General features: G+C 67.1%; 10 protein-coding genes and 1 pseudogene. 7 read left to right on the top strand and 4 right to left on the bottom strand.

The window, feature by feature from the left end:
* Positions 1–2: 2 nt before the first annotated feature.
* The 3 genes and pseudogenes from ABD366_RS35865 to ABD366_RS35855 form a co-directional block, all read left to right on the top strand.
* Positions 3–293, top strand: a pseudogene (locus tag ABD366_RS35865) (integrase core domain-containing protein); the annotation flags it as partial.
* Positions 294–752: 459 nt separating this feature from the next.
* A complete protein-coding gene (locus ABD366_RS35860) occupies positions 753–1,241 on the top strand; it encodes a TIR domain-containing protein (protein WP_324766540.1) in 489 nt (162 codons plus the stop codon).
* A gap of 23 nt (positions 1,242–1,264) precedes the next feature.
* The gene (locus tag ABD366_RS35855) at positions 1,265–2,107 is read left to right on the top strand and encodes an HIT family protein (RefSeq protein ID WP_324766541.1); all 843 of its coding nucleotides are present in this window, start codon (positions 1,265–1,267) and stop codon (positions 2,105–2,107) included.
* 750 nt (positions 2,108–2,857) lie between these two features.
* On the opposite strand, the gene ABD366_RS35850 is transcribed toward ABD366_RS35855, so the two are convergent.
* A complete protein-coding gene (locus tag ABD366_RS35850; RefSeq protein ID WP_324766542.1) occupies positions 2,858–4,228 on the bottom strand; it encodes a hypothetical protein in 1,371 nt (456 codons plus the stop codon).
* 600 nt (positions 4,229–4,828) lie between these two features.
* Here ABD366_RS35850 and ABD366_RS35845 point away from each other — a divergent pair.
* Both ABD366_RS35845 and ABD366_RS35840 read left to right on the top strand, forming a co-directional pair.
* Positions 4,829–5,626, top strand: a complete 798-nt coding sequence (locus ABD366_RS35845) for an ATP/GTP-binding protein (RefSeq protein ID WP_324766543.1) — start codon at positions 4,829–4,831, stop codon at positions 5,624–5,626.
* A 1,058-nt stretch (positions 5,627–6,684) separates the two neighbouring features.
* Positions 6,685–7,653: a replication-relaxation family protein gene (locus ABD366_RS35840; protein WP_324766544.1), complete on the top strand. Its 969-nt coding sequence runs from the start codon at positions 6,685–6,687 to the stop codon at positions 7,651–7,653.
* A gap of 176 nt (positions 7,654–7,829) precedes the next feature.
* Here the strand turns inward: ABD366_RS35840 and ABD366_RS35835 are convergent, their stop codons facing one another.
* Positions 7,830–8,138, bottom strand: a complete 309-nt coding sequence (locus ABD366_RS35835; protein ID WP_324766545.1) for a hypothetical protein — start codon at positions 8,136–8,138, stop codon at positions 7,830–7,832.
* Positions 8,139–8,250: 112 nt separating this feature from the next.
* Here ABD366_RS35835 and ABD366_RS35830 point away from each other — a divergent pair, with 112 nt between their 5' ends.
* Positions 8,251–8,775, top strand: a complete 525-nt coding sequence (locus ABD366_RS35830; protein ID WP_324766546.1) for a hypothetical protein — start codon at positions 8,251–8,253, stop codon at positions 8,773–8,775.
* Positions 8,776–8,941: 166 nt separating this feature from the next.
* On the opposite strand, the gene ABD366_RS35825 is transcribed toward ABD366_RS35830, so the two are convergent.
* A complete protein-coding gene (locus ABD366_RS35825) occupies positions 8,942–9,139 on the bottom strand; it encodes a hypothetical protein (protein ID WP_324766547.1) in 198 nt (65 codons plus the stop codon).
* A 482-nt stretch (positions 9,140–9,621) separates the two neighbouring features.
* On the opposite strand from ABD366_RS35825, the gene ABD366_RS35820 reads away from it, so the two are divergent.
* Complete coding sequence (locus ABD366_RS35820; RefSeq protein ID WP_324766548.1) at positions 9,622–10,197, top strand: single stranded DNA-binding domain-containing protein; 576 nt, start codon at positions 9,622–9,624, stop codon at positions 10,195–10,197.
* A gap of 94 nt (positions 10,198–10,291) precedes the next feature.
* Here ABD366_RS35820 and ABD366_RS35815 read toward each other — a convergent pair whose 3' ends face one another.
* A complete protein-coding gene (locus ABD366_RS35815; protein ID WP_324766549.1) occupies positions 10,292–13,003 on the bottom strand; it encodes a DEAD/DEAH box helicase in 2,712 nt (903 codons plus the stop codon).
* Positions 13,004–13,503: the final 500 nt, after the last annotated feature.

Here is a 13,503-nt window from a genome sequence, read left to right as displayed (position 1 = left end):
TCCAATTCCGCTCCCGTAAGGTCGCCGCCGTCCTCACCCGGCACGGCCTGGTCGGCTCCATGGGCCGGGTCGGGGCCGCCGGCGACAACGCCGCGATGGAGAGCTTCTTCGCCCTGCTGCAGAAGAACGTCCTCGACCGCCAAGTCTGGGCCATCCGGCAAGAGTTGCGGATCGCGATTGTCACCTGGATCGAGCGGACCTACCACCGACGTCGGCGTCAGAAGCGCCTGGGCCGATTGACCCCCGTCGAGTACGAGACCATCATGACCCCACACGCAGCCCTGGCTGCATAAACCCCACTGTCACCCGATCATGCAGCAGTCCCGCGTGTTGACCGGCGGCTAAGGGAGCAGACAGCGTCCCGCCAGCCCGGATGACCAACCTCCGTGAGGAAGGTCGGGGCCCTTGTGAGATCGAGCCGGGTGCGGTGCCAGCGGGCGGGGCGGCGCCAGTGGCCAGAGGCATCGCGGGCGACATCGACGCCGACCTCCACAACCAGGCCCGGCCGACGAACGGGACGTTCAGTGTGTCGCGGCTGCCCTATCCGGGCCGCCATGCGCAGCAGTGCGGTCACCACACCCAACAGGTTCCAAGTAGCGCTTCACGCCTACAGGTAGTCACGCGCCACGAACATCGTCACCGATTGGGGCTCGAGTCTGCCCTACGCTGAGATGTTGAAATCTTCCCCAATTGTCAGAGACCGCAGTTAGAGTCACGGCCATCCGCGTTGGCACGCTCAGAACGGCAACAACATGGCCAAGACCATCTTCTACAGCTTCCACTACCAACGAGACGTCCACCGAGTGCAACTGGTGCGCAACATCAACGCGCTCGAAGCACAGCCGCTGCTGAACGCACAGGAATGGGAGCAGGTGCGCCAAAGTGGCGACAAGGCTATCGAGAAGTGGATCCATGACCAGATGACATACAAGAAGGCTGTCATCGTCTTGATCGGCAAGGAGACGGCGTCTCGGCCGTGGGTCACCTACGAGATCGAGAAGGCGTGGGCAGCCAAGAAGCCGCTGCTGGGGGTCCGTATCCACGGGCTCTCGTCCATGGGGGGCGTTGATAGCGCTGGCCCCGATCCCTTCGCGAGGACAGACGCTGCAGGCTCGGCGCCGATCTTCGACCCCACGGTCACGGACTGGTCGGGAAAGATCGACAGTCAAGCGACGTACAACAAACTGCGTGCCAACCTGGAGGCTTGGTCGAGCCAGGGAGCGACGAAGCGCCCGTGGTAGCCCCCGCCCCGTGCCCTTTCTGTGTGATCGTCGCGGGGGATGACGCTCACACGAGGTTGGTGTACCGCAGCCCCGAGGTCACGGCATTCTTTCCACTGGAGCCGGCCACCCGCGGTCACACCTTGGTGGTGCCGAACCGTCACGTCGCGGACCTGACGGACCTGACCGCTCGTGAGGCACAGGATGTGGGAGAAGCGGTCCTACGGTCGGCGCGTGCGATCCGCTCAGCCCTCTCACCCGACGGGCTGAACGTCATCCAGTCGACTGGCGAGGCTGCTACACAAACTGTGCCGCACGTGCACTTCCACTTGGTGCCTCGTTGGACCGGGGACCGCATGACGCTCAGCTGGCCAGCCGGGGCAGCCGAGGACGACCAAGCGCAAAACCAGACCCTGGCTGCTATCCAAAGCGTGCTCTTCAGCGAGGCCGGAGCCGTGGCGCCCGAGGATCGCCGACAGCATCTGTCCTTCATCCAAGCCGTGATCACACGCATGTCGCAGGCATCGTCGTCCTCAAAGTCGTGGCTCCTGCCGATCGTGACCCTGACCTACGGATATGCGATCACCAAAAAGTCGCTACTCGTGGCGCTCCTAGGTTGCCTCGCGATACTCGTCTTCGGCGTCCTCGATGCCAACTACCTCAAACAAGAAAGGGCCTTCCGCAAGCTCTACGACGATGTAGCAGCGGGTCGCCCCATCCCGGCGTTCTCCCTGAACCCGACGCTCGCGTCACCAGCAGGCACACGGCAAAACTACTGGCCCGATCGACGCGACCTGCGCTCATGGGCAATCGCTCCCTTCTACGGGCCCCTCATCCTGGCGGGGCTGGGGGTAGTCGGCTGGCTGCTCTCCCGCCGGTATAGCTAGTGACCTACTGGCGCACCGGCGCAGCCACAGACGGAACAGCGGCCGTCCGCGCGCGGGACGCCCCGGATGCGCACCGCTCTCGGGCCGGCTCGCCTGGTTCTACCGGTCCCCTGCCGAACCCGGGGCTTTCAACAGGGAACCCTCTGAGACCTGGCCCGGGTGATAGGTCCGGCGATTCTTACTGCTCGGCTCCAGCGGGAGTGCCTCACCCGTTGAGTCGGTGTCGATAGGGACGGCCTGGCCGTCGTCGTACACGGCCCACGCCACCACGGGATCGGCGAACGACTCCTCGCCCGGGTTCCGCCACTCCGTCATCCACCCACCACCTGGGACGACACCGACGATCTGACGACGCTCGCGTACTTCCTTGAATCCGCTCAGGTTCTCCGCACGCCGCAACTGCCCTTGCCACAGAACCAGAGCGCAGCCGTCATCATCCCAAGCGTGCACAGGACACGTTGTGATGTGGTTGCCGCGGTCGAAGACGGCTTCGGTAGGCACGGTCGCCGGAATCATTAAGCCTCCGTGGATAGGTGAGCAGCACAGTCTGGCGTGCAGACGAGGAGGTGAGGTCTGTAATGCCGACCTCGGCTTGCTCCGGGTCTAATCCCACTTCGTCACCAATATCTGGCCCGCCGGTTCGTCTCGTCGTTCGGCCTGTACAAGCGCACCTGCTCTCCCTGACCGCCGCCGTGCCGCATATCGCGCGGTCGATTCCCGGGCCCGACGAGAACCCGGTCCATCCGTCCGTTACGAAGCAGCGGCGGTTTCCGTGTAACCGATGAGGGCGGCCAGCTCTTCGTACTGGTACCAGTCCTCTTCCTCGCGTTCCCGGACCTGTCTGACGAACTCAGCCCATGCCGGATGGCTGTGAAGCTGGGGGGACTTTGTCCAGAAGAGCGCCGCGAGCGCGGGCATCCTCGTGGCGGCCCGGCAGTCCACATTCCCGGCCCAGGCCTCCAGGATGTCCCCCAGCTGTTCCGGCTGGATGAGGCCGGCGAGCGGGATCACCACGCTCGCACCGAAGCGTTCTCCTTGGCGGTAACCGTCGGCAGCAGCCAGGATCTGCGCCACGATGTCGGTGAAGTAGGCGGAGGGATTCGCCGCAATGACACGAGCCTGCTGATCCGGCCTCAACGCGGCGAACTTGGTCGCTAGGGCGGGGATACAGGCTCGGACGGTGTCGCTCCCGGCCAACGCGATCACATTGATCACCTGTTGGGCTTCGCTGCTGTCGGATGGGTACTGAACCTGGCCGACATAGGCGTCGATCCGCTGGCACACCGTCTCGTCGAGTGCGTCGGTGAAGACGTCGCAGTTGCCCAGACGTGCGAGCCCCCTCAGCTGCTGGTCTATGTGCAGTTCGTTGAACTTGCCCATGGCTTTGGCGACGGCCTCCCGCGCAGCGTTGCGGTCGTGCTGGGCGAAGGCGATCAGGCACGAAGCGTGGCGGTCCGCGGCCACGCTCGCGGGGATGCGGCTGGTTTCGGGCACCGGCAGTTCCAGCATGGCGTGCTTGGCGGCGGTGCCGACGATCTGCTTCCAGGCGCTGGCCTTCACCCGCCGGGCGAACGTCTGCACCACGTAGTCGGCGTGACCGACGAAGGAGGAGTCGTCTACGTGGGCGATGTACCGGTCGAACGCTTTACGCCCCTGAGTGGGCGGATGCACGAGGAGAGCGTCCAGCGCGGCCACGAGATGGGCCCGCGCGTAGTCGCCGGTCGGGGTGAAAACATCACCGAGCGAACGAAGGGATGGGTGTGCGCAGAGGTTGCGGTCCTCCTTCAGACGCGACAGCTGCCGGTGCTCGATCCCGTCGATCAGCTCCAGATCGCGCGCGTCGTCCAGCAGGTTCTTCTCCACGTCCTCCACGATCTTGATTGCTGCGCTGTCGAGCTTTCCCCGCGCCTGGTCGAGCTTCGTGACGATCCCGCCGGCCTTGCCGTCGCCATCCTCGGCGAGCTGGTAGATCTTGTAGATGATGTCGGCGCAGACGGCCGTCCAGGTCGCCACGATGGCGGCCCGGGGGGTGCCGGTGCTGTGGCAGCGCAAAGCGTCGTCGACCAGCGGCCGGACCTCTTGGTGCCAGACATGGGCGATGCGTTCTTCAAGGCTCTGCACCAGGTGCTCGCTGTTCTGTCAGGGCCCGCACGGTGCGGGCCGGCCCGGCGGCCGGCCGGGGCGGAGTGGCCGTCCCTCTATGTACGGGCGGCAGACGCCACAGCACCAGGGCCGATGACTCACTGATCAGCGATTCCCGGACGAGCCTCTGCTGATCGAAAAGCGGTCACTGGTAGGGCTGGTGACCCCTAGGCTATCGACCGTCACGCAAAAGGATCACCGCAGTTCGCAGGGGCAGACCCCGCTCCAGGCGCACCGACCGAGCGCTGAGGGAGTCCGGTGGAGCGCCCCGGCCCTTACGGGGAGAGACCATTACCCACAAGCGACACGTCGGCCGCATCGTCGGCGCGGTGGCGGCCGCCGCTCTCGCGCTGGCGGGGCTGACCGCCTGCTCCGGAACAGCGAGCAAGGGACCCCCGACTGCCTCGACACCGGCCCCTGGCAGCGCCTGTACAAGAAGACCGGCAAGCCCTACCCGATGCCCTCCGCGCGAGTCGAGCGGTACGTCACCAAGGTTCAGGCGGAGAAGCGGGGGGAGTCATGGAAGATCGTCGACGTCAAAGTGTCCGGCACTTCCTGCTGATCGGAACCCTGGCGTCAGTGGTGCTCGGTTCCACCGGCACGGCGTCGGCCAGCCCGCCGATGGGCGGGCAGTGCGGTCAGATCGACAGGTTCGTCTCCTGCGATGCCAGCGGTGACGCACGCACGGAAGGGCAGCCCGGCACCAGCGGACCGCGCCACTCCTCCGCCAAGGGCAAGCAGGGCGGCAAGCCCTCCAAGTGCAAGCTGAAGAAGGTGGAGCCGCCCCCGCCGCCGGACACCATCGGCTACCAGGGGGAGGGCATGGTGGCCTACGAGCGGGTCTGCGGGAACGCGGTCACTCACGTCGGCGTCCCCGAGGGCGATGCTGTCCCGGCGGTCGACCCGGCCGTCGTTGCCGCGAGGGCCGTCGACAAGATGGAGCTGCTCGGCCCGAAGGTGGCCAGTCCCCGCGCAGGCGCCAAGTACACGGTCGGGGTTCCGCTGTGGATGTGGGTCACACCGTCCGCGACCACGTTCGGGCCGAATACGGCGACCGCGTCGGCGGGCGGTGTCGCGGTCACGGCCAAAGCCGCAGTCTCGAAGATCGTGTGGCACATGGGCGACGGTGAGACAGTGACCTGCAAGGGCCCCGGCACACCGTTCAAGAACACCCGCAACGGCATCGAGTCCCCCGACTGCGGCCACATCTACCAGCAGCCCTCCACCCAGGAGCCGGGCACGAAGTACCGCCTGACGGCGACCGCGTACTGGGACGTCACCTGGCAGGCCAGCACAGGCGAAGAGGGACAGATCCCCACCACCCGGCAGACAGCGGTGTCGTTCACCGTGGGAGAGCTGCAGTCGGTGGGCAGCTGACCGCCTGCGCCGAAAGACCGGACCAGATGCGCCGGCGAACACGAGGGCGGCTGCGCACGCTTGGTAAGACCAGTGCGCAGCAGGTCGGCCACTGGTGCGCGTATGCGGTCCTCCAGTCCGGCGGTGGTGCGCAGACTGCGCACCGGCACAGCCCTGCGGGAAAACGCGCACCAGTCGCCTGTGCGCACCCCGACAGCGCAGAACGCGTCGACAGCTGCCAGCAGCCCCTTGCGGCCACTGCGCAGCGCTCTGACTTGCGATGCGCAGTAACTGGTACGCCTTTTCCACCCGTCGTCCGGGGCGGTGCGCAGCCCGTGCAGCAGCCCAAGAAAGGCGCACCAGTGGCCCATGCACGCACTGCGCAGTGACCGGTGCGCAGCAACGGCGGGCAGCCGACCGGTGCGCCCTCTGCCTTACGTGTACAGGCCACTGGTGCGCCCTTCCCGCCCGCCAGCCGGGGCAGTGCGCAGCCCGCGACCGCCACCCGAAACGCGCACCAGTGTCTGCTGCGCAGACTGCGCACTCGCCACCGCGCAGTCCGACGAGCCGGCATCCGGCGCGTCTCGGCAACAGTCAACCCGTCCTGCCCCGAACCCACTGCCTGTACGAGGACTGCGAAGCCGGTCCGGAGCGTTGGCCAGAGATTGCTACGGATCTCGGGCCGGGAGCAGGCTCAGCAAAAAGCCATGGAGGGTCCGGCCGTGTGAGCGCGGCCGGACCCGCGCCGTGAGGCGGCGCCTTTGCCCCCTGCAGGCAATCGCGCCGCCTCCGGCCCACCGTCGTCCATCTCGCCCGGCCTCTCAGCACGACACCGCACAGCGGGGGACGTGCTCCTGCCCAGAGCCTCATCCCAGGCGCCGGAGCAGATGTCTTGCCGGGCCGTTGTGGCCGGTCCTCAGCCGCGCTCGCGCCGTTCCAAAATTTTGGAACGGTGCCAGACCCTGCGGGTCGGGTCGCTGATCGTGAAGAACGCCGGGCCGGGTGCCACGGGTTGTCGGTAGGAGCTGCCAGACTGGGCGGTTGATCATGCGTCGGCAAGCGGGGCGGGGGAGTGGGCGATGGCGGGGAAGAACGCGCGCTGGCCGTACGGGTCGACGGCCGCGCTGCGCGAGGACGTGCTGCGCGTCCTGGGCGTGCTGAAGATTGCGACCGGCGAGCAGATCCAGTGCCTGACCCGCCCGCACCTCACCGACCGCCACCGCCATGACCCGGGACGGCGCACCAAGCCGCACCGCAACGCCGCCCTGGATCTGGCCCTGCACCAACTGACCGTCTCGGAAGGGGCCACGCGCGAGGGCCGCAAGCTGTGGGGGCTGACCACCGCCGGCCTTCAGGCCGCCGCCCAAGTGCTGGACCGCCCGCTGTCCGACATGGGATCTACCGCCCGCGGCGCCGCCGCCCACGGCGCGGCCCACGCGATGGCCGTCAACGCCACGGTGCAGGCCCTGCTCCAACCACAACCGGACAACGCCCAGGCCGCCCAACGGCGCGAGGGGGACCAGGCCGTCCTCAAGGCCGCCCCGCCGGGACTCGGCAGGCTGGAGAGCATCAGGACAGAGGTGCCGCTGCTGATCACCGGCAGCGAATCAGCGCCCGGCCACGGCAGCCCGCAGGCCGACCTCGTGCTGCGCGCCCCCGAACACGATCTGCCCGTCGCGTTCGTACAGGTCGACCGCGGCACCGTCACCCCGGCCCGACTTGCGCAGAAGGCCAACAGCTACCACGCCTACTTCACCCGCGCCGGCAAGCACTCCACCCCGTGGTGGCGCCAGCACTGGCACACTCCTGCCGGGGACCCGGTACTCCTGTACGTCTTCACCGCCCACAGCGAGACGGCCGCTCTGGACCGCGCCCGGCAGACGATGGCCCTCCTGCACGAGCGTGATCTGCCCTTCCCGGTCCTCGGCACACTGCTGCCCCGTCTCCAGCAACGCGGGCCGTGGGGCGATGCCTGGTGGCACGCTGCGCGAGGCGGGAACCCCCGTCCTCTGGACGAGGCCCTCAGCTTCGCGCACGACCGCCCCTGACAGTCGGCGGTGGCCTTTCAACCTCTTCCTTGAACCGGGCGGTGCGCCGAAGCCGTTGCCGCCGCACCTGGTAGGGGAGAAGCGGGAGCGGGCTGAGCGTGCGGTGCGAATCGCCGTCTAGATTCGCCGCGAGGCCCATCGGCGCGGTCTCGCCTAGACCGGTGACCCGGTAGAAGCTACGGCGTCGGGTCCTGATGCCAGCGGAAGCCTTTGGTGTGTTGAGGTACCAGCCGTCGACCGCTCTGGGTCTTCTGAAGCCAGTCGACGACCTTGGCGGTCTCTTGATCCGACATGCCAACGGCCTCGCACTTGGTGCGCAGGGCTTCCTTCGACACGCGAGACGGAGACCATCGCTGCCGCACGAGCATCATGTCGGACTTGAGCCTGTCGCGCTCGTTCCAGACGAGTCCGCCGGACGCCTTGATGTTGACGCCGATGAAGTCCATGAACGCCTCGACGTCTGCCGGTAGATCGGAACTGCTCATATAGCTCATTGTGCCTTCGGCTCGAGGCGAGCGCCGCACTTCCTGCGCCGCAGGGCTCGACGGACAGGGACGTCAGAGTGCGCGGCAGCTCCGGTACGGAGATGCTCGTTACGTGGACAGCGGATGGGCAGCTCTCATTGGCGCCTTCATCGGCGGCGCCGCATCGTGGGCCGGGGCGTTCACAACGCTCAGAGGTGCACGAGCAGATGCTAAGACGGCAAGACAGCGCGAGCTGACCGATGCCGCCAGCGGCCGGATCTTGGCGGGGCTCCTTGCGATCGAGAACTCCTTCGCATCGCGAGGCCGGCACTGGTCGCGGGTAGTCCCACCGCTTGTGCGCTCTCTTGAACGGGAGGTGGCGCTCCTGCCACCCGTGAAGTGGCGTCTCCGGCTACTCGTGCTACTTCGAGCAGTGAAGGTGGCGAACGTAGGTGGACGCAAGGATCATCCAGGTGGTCCCGGGCTGGCTGAAGAGTGGGTAGTCGAGATGATCAGACTCGTCGTGGCCCTGATGCGGGACGACGGCAAGCCCCCACCGCCAAGCGCTATCGAGCAGCGCGCCTGGCAGGTTCTGCAGAAGCGTGACAGCAAGCTTGAGGCGGTGTTCGCTGACCTCGCGGACGATGATGCCCAGTAGCGACTGGCTAGCGCACCCGAATCACGGCGCAGACGGCGTGCCTGGTGTTCCCGGCCAGCACCTGCACGATGATCTCTGCCGCGCTGGTCGTGTACGTCTGACCATGCGCGGTGCTGACGAGCCGAGGTGAAGGGGGCCGGCGACAGAGTGCCGCCGGCCCCACTACTCAACGGGACTGGAACCAGAGCAAGCCGTAGGTCACAACAACGCCGCCGACTGTGGTCGCCGCCCCGCGAACCAGGCCGAGACCGACTTCACGGCGCAGGCGGCGTAACCAGCGGTTGCGCGGGGATGTACGGTCCCCCTTTCGACGCTCTGGGGGTTCCAGGACCTTCTCATTGGCCGTACGCTCGGTATCGGACATGAACCTCTCCTTCGAGTTGTTCCGGTCTTCTGCAGACGGCTCCCTGCCCACCAGGGGGCCGTCGCCGTTTTCAGCGGCAGCCACGCCGTCGTCCACTCCGTGAGACGACCGCCTCCAGGGGTGTACACCAACAACAAAAGCACCCTGAAAACCCCTCTGACCAGCGAAAACAGCAGTTAGTTCAACTGAGTTATCGCGTGGTTGTGCTGGCACAATGGGGCCCATCCGAGGAGAACTGAGGCCTCATCGGGCCGATCTGAGGCTCAAGGAGGAGATAGGAGCAAAAAGCTGTAGAGGGGCAGCCATGGGTCTGGCGAGCTTCTCAGGGGCCTGCAGAACCTTTATGGGGCCCCTAGAGGCGTACTGAGGGGGAGTTCGAAGGGGGAACGAGTTGCTGGCAGGTGTTGCGGGAGAGGTTGAGCAATCCCGAGTACAGGCGAGGCGTCCTGTGCCAGATTGGGACGATGCCAAGGATGCTCCGCATGCCGAGCGAGCAAGAGCTACCGCCCGGCCCGCTGCGCAAGTTCGTGGTCGAGCTGCACCATCACTTCCGGGAGGCGGGCCGCCCTCCGGCTGAGAAGATAGCCATGGCTTCCCGCCGCCTGGAAAGCAAGGACGTTTCTCTCAGCCGGGAGACTGTGCGGCGCCTTCTGCGAGGAGCCTCCCCGAGCGACTGGGCCAGGGTCGAACTCTGCATGCGGACGCTGTGCATGATGGCTAACCAGGACCCCGACAGGCGACGCTGGCCGCCTTCCGAGGACCGGTTCGAACCCGATGACGACGAGACCTGCGTGCGCTACCTGCAATCGCTGTGGCACAACGCGGTTGACGACATCGAACCCGGCCCTGACGCTGCCCCCGCACCACCCCCGAAGGCCGCACCAGCTGTTCCCTCTCCGACCAACACGAAGAAGCCAGGAGCCTGGCCGACAACCGCGCAATCAACCAACAGCGCACCAGCCGATGACCCTTGGGCCACAACGACAACCAACAAGGACGACCCGTGGGCAACAACGCCGCAGAAACAGAACACGTACAGCGACGAACCGCCGTTCTGAGAAGCGGCCAGTTGCTCGGAGGGGCCTTGACCCCGGTTTCTGAACACACGGGAAAGCCTCAACCGCTCAGTAGCATCGCTGCGCACGAAGAGAACTACCAGCGCATGCCGAGTTGGTCGAGTGCGGTGCGTCGTTCGGTAGTGAGCTTGTCGGCGCGGCGGCGGACGTTCGCTGTCCACATGCCGAGGTCGACCAGGACGTCGCCCTCAGGTGTGGTCTCGCGGCCGAGGGCGGCGGGCCCGGCCAGCTCCACGGGCAGGGCCTCGATGTGCTTGCGGGAGATGTTGAGATGTCCTTCGCGGGCCCGGTACTGGCGGGCGGCAGCAAGGTTCAGCGCCCATTTGTGGTCCTGAGTCAGCTTCACCGGCCGCTCGTCGGCTTCGGTCGGCTCGATGCCGAGGGCGTTCTCCAGCAGCCATTGCTGTGCGGGTTGCAGTTGCTCGAAGTCGTGCCGCTGCCCCTGCACCCAGCGTCCGAGGTCTTCGCCCTGAACGACGACATCCCCGGCCGTGGTGGGCAGGCTCCCGCCGCCGGCCAGGTGCGCCTGGAGCAGGCGCAGGCAGCGCTGCCAGCCGGTGTCCCAGGCCGGGCACCACCCAGGATCGACGTCGTCCAACTGCCGCCGCCGTTCCTCGGTGAGCGCCCCCGCCGCCGACCCGACCGGCTCCCCGGCCTCCCGGCGCGCGGCGATCCGGTCCGCCAGCCTGGCCGCATCCCGCATGTTCTTCGCCCACTTCCCCACCGGGTAGTCGTTCCACACGGCGGTCGCGGGCGGCAGGAAGTGCCCATGCCCCTGCGCCCACGCCCGCGCCGCGGCCAGGCCGTCGGCGAACGCGTCCTCGCGCGGCGCCCACACCATCCCCAGCCCGTCCAACTCCACGACCCGCTCAGCGTCCAGCCTCCCGGCCTTGTACGAGCGCCGCTGATGGGTCAGCCACACCCCGAGCGGGAATACGGCCGGGCTCCAGTCCTCGGGCGTCACGAACGCGTACGGCACGTGCAACGGCCCGTCCCCGCGCTCCTTCACGTACCGGGCCGCGGCCTCGATGCCGCGCAGCCAGTACGCGCCTTCCGGCTCCAGGACCCGCAGCCGCAGGAACCGCGCGAGCTCCGCCGGATCGCGCGGGCTGGAGAACTTCAGCAGCTCCCGCGCCCCCGCACTTACCGCCTCGACCGGCTCCCCGTCTTCCGCAGTGTCGATGTCCTCCGGGAAATCATCGTCGTCAGCAGCCGCATGGGTATCCTCGTCCCAACTGCCGCTCCTGGCACGGGAGTCGGCAAGCGCCTCAATGGTCTCAGTGTCGTGCGCCCTCAACGCCTCAAGGATCTTCGCCAGCCCTCCGTAGGTAGGAGATGTCAATAGATTGTCCACGTCTTCATCCGGACCGAGAAATACCGGGACGACCAAAGAGGCAATTTTGCCCTGCCCTGGCTTCATGCGTAGGGCCCGCCCGACCATTTGCACGATATCGACCATCGACCCGCGCACATCACAAAAGGCGACGGAATCACAATTCGCGGTATCAACGCCTTCACCCAAAACCTTGACTGAAGACAAAACCCGCAATGCAGCAGGCAACAATTCGACCCCAGCGCCCCCGCCCCGCGGCCCCTCCTGGCCCTCGTCCTGGCGGCCCCCGCCCTCGTGCTCCTGGTCCTGGTGGTCCTGGTGCTCGATGACGTCGGAGGCGAACTCCTCCAGCACCGCCCGCCGGTGCGCCGGCGCATGCTCACCGTGCAGCCAGCTCGACCACACGCGCCGCGGATCCGGGTACGTACGTGGGTCCTCCTCCCACAGCCGCACCGCGGCCTCTCCGATCCCAGAAGCCATGGCCTCGGCCTCGGCCACACGCGAGTGGAACGTCAGCAGCTTGCGCAGGTTCTCCCGCGCCGCCGCGGTCAGCACCCCCGCCTGCAACGCAGCCAACCGCGCACCCCGCACCCGCTCCGTACCCGACCCGAGCTGCGCCCGGTGCCCGTACTCCGGATCCCGGATGTCGACACACACCACCTGATACGGCGCGATCAGCCCCCGCCCGATCGCCTCCGACAGCGTCAGCTTGTAGGCGACAGGCCCGAAGACGGGGGAATCCTCGCTCATGCTCGCCACCAACCGCGAGCCCTCCCCGCCGCCCACGCCATTGCCGTCCTGGGCGGCCTGCCACACCCGCGGCGTCGCCGTCATGTACAACCTGCGCGCAGCCGGAACCTTCATCTGGTCGTGCACGGCCGCCCACGGCTTCAGCCCATCACCACTCGTCCGGTGCGCCTCATCAATGATCATGAGGTCGAACGCCTCCAGGCCCAGCGCGTGCGCCTTGCGCAGCACATCCACGGACGCGTAGGTACCGAACAAGGTCACCTGCTCCAAGTCCCGCACCCAGTCGATCAGTTCACCTTCGTCCGTCGTGCACGGCAGCCCTCCGGAGTCCTTGGCCGGCAGGGAACACACCCCCACCATCGCCCCCGACCGGCCCCCATCCCGCCGCCACGCAGTCGCCGTCTGCACCAGCAGATCCAGCGTCGGCACCAGCACCACCACCCGCCGCGCCCGAAGCCGCCGCGCGCTCGCGGCGGCGATGAGCGTTTTGCCGGAGCCGGTCGCGGCGATGCACTGGCACCGCAGCCCCGCCTCCGGCGGACGCCCGTCAGCGGGCTCCTGAAGGGCCCGCAGGATGGCGTCGACCGCTTCCACCTGATGCGGTCGCAGCATCTGCCCGGGAGGCCGTTCTGTGGCCTCCCGGCCCCGGCCATCCTGCGGGCCCTGCACGGTACCGCCATTGCTGTTGCGGACACCGACTGTCATTTGTCCTCCGAATTTCAGGCGCTGCCGGTACATCTAACGTGGGTTGATCTGCTGACTCTCCGAGTGCGGTATGAAGGGTTTGACAGCCTGTTTTCCATCTCACCCCCGGAGAATTCTTCCGGGGAAGGTACTTGAGTTCAGAATTCAGCTGGACCGGAAGAATGACACATACCCCGGTACCAGCTTGACGGCCTGTCAGACGCGTTGTTTCTGTGGGCCGGTAGCGCGCCCTCATTACAGAATGTAGCGCATCCGAAGTTTTGACACACGCAGTCTCGCAGAGTTGTCCTGAAGTCTCCGGGACTGGTACCTTCGGGGTGTGAGAGCGAGCATTCCCGATCATTCCTGACCGGGCGTCAGCCGCAAGGGCCGGCCAGGACGAAGTCTCCAGAGCAGGGGAGGCGGCACAGACCCGGACCCCCTATAGCTGCCGCTTTCCGTCGATTCCGCGGAGCGGATTCGACCCAGGCCGGATCGCGGAGCGATCCGAGCCGTCAGCA

Source organism: Streptomyces kunmingensis (assembly GCF_039533535.1).
Taxonomy (GTDB): domain Bacteria; phylum Actinomycetota; class Actinomycetes; order Streptomycetales; family Streptomycetaceae; genus Streptomyces; species Streptomyces kunmingensis.
This window is presented reverse-complemented; position numbering and strand designations above follow the sequence as displayed.

Coding starts and splice junctions, on each gene's coding strand:
- ABD366_RS35815 (WP_324766549.1), bottom strand. CDS start 13,003: ATGACAGTCGGTGTCCGCAACAGCAATGGCGGTACCGTGCAGGGCCCG.
- ABD366_RS35840 (WP_324766544.1), top strand. CDS start 6,685: ATGGCGGGGAAGAACGCGCGCTGGCCGTACGGGTCGACGGCCGCGCTG.
- ABD366_RS35860 (WP_324766540.1), top strand. CDS start 753: ATGGCCAAGACCATCTTCTACAGCTTCCACTACCAACGAGACGTCCAC.
- ABD366_RS35820 (WP_324766548.1), top strand. CDS start 9,622: ATGCCGAGCGAGCAAGAGCTACCGCCCGGCCCGCTGCGCAAGTTCGTG.
- ABD366_RS35835 (WP_324766545.1), bottom strand. CDS start 8,138: ATGAGCAGTTCCGATCTACCGGCAGACGTCGAGGCGTTCATGGACTTC.
- ABD366_RS35825 (WP_324766547.1), bottom strand. CDS start 9,139: ATGTCCGATACCGAGCGTACGGCCAATGAGAAGGTCCTGGAACCCCCA.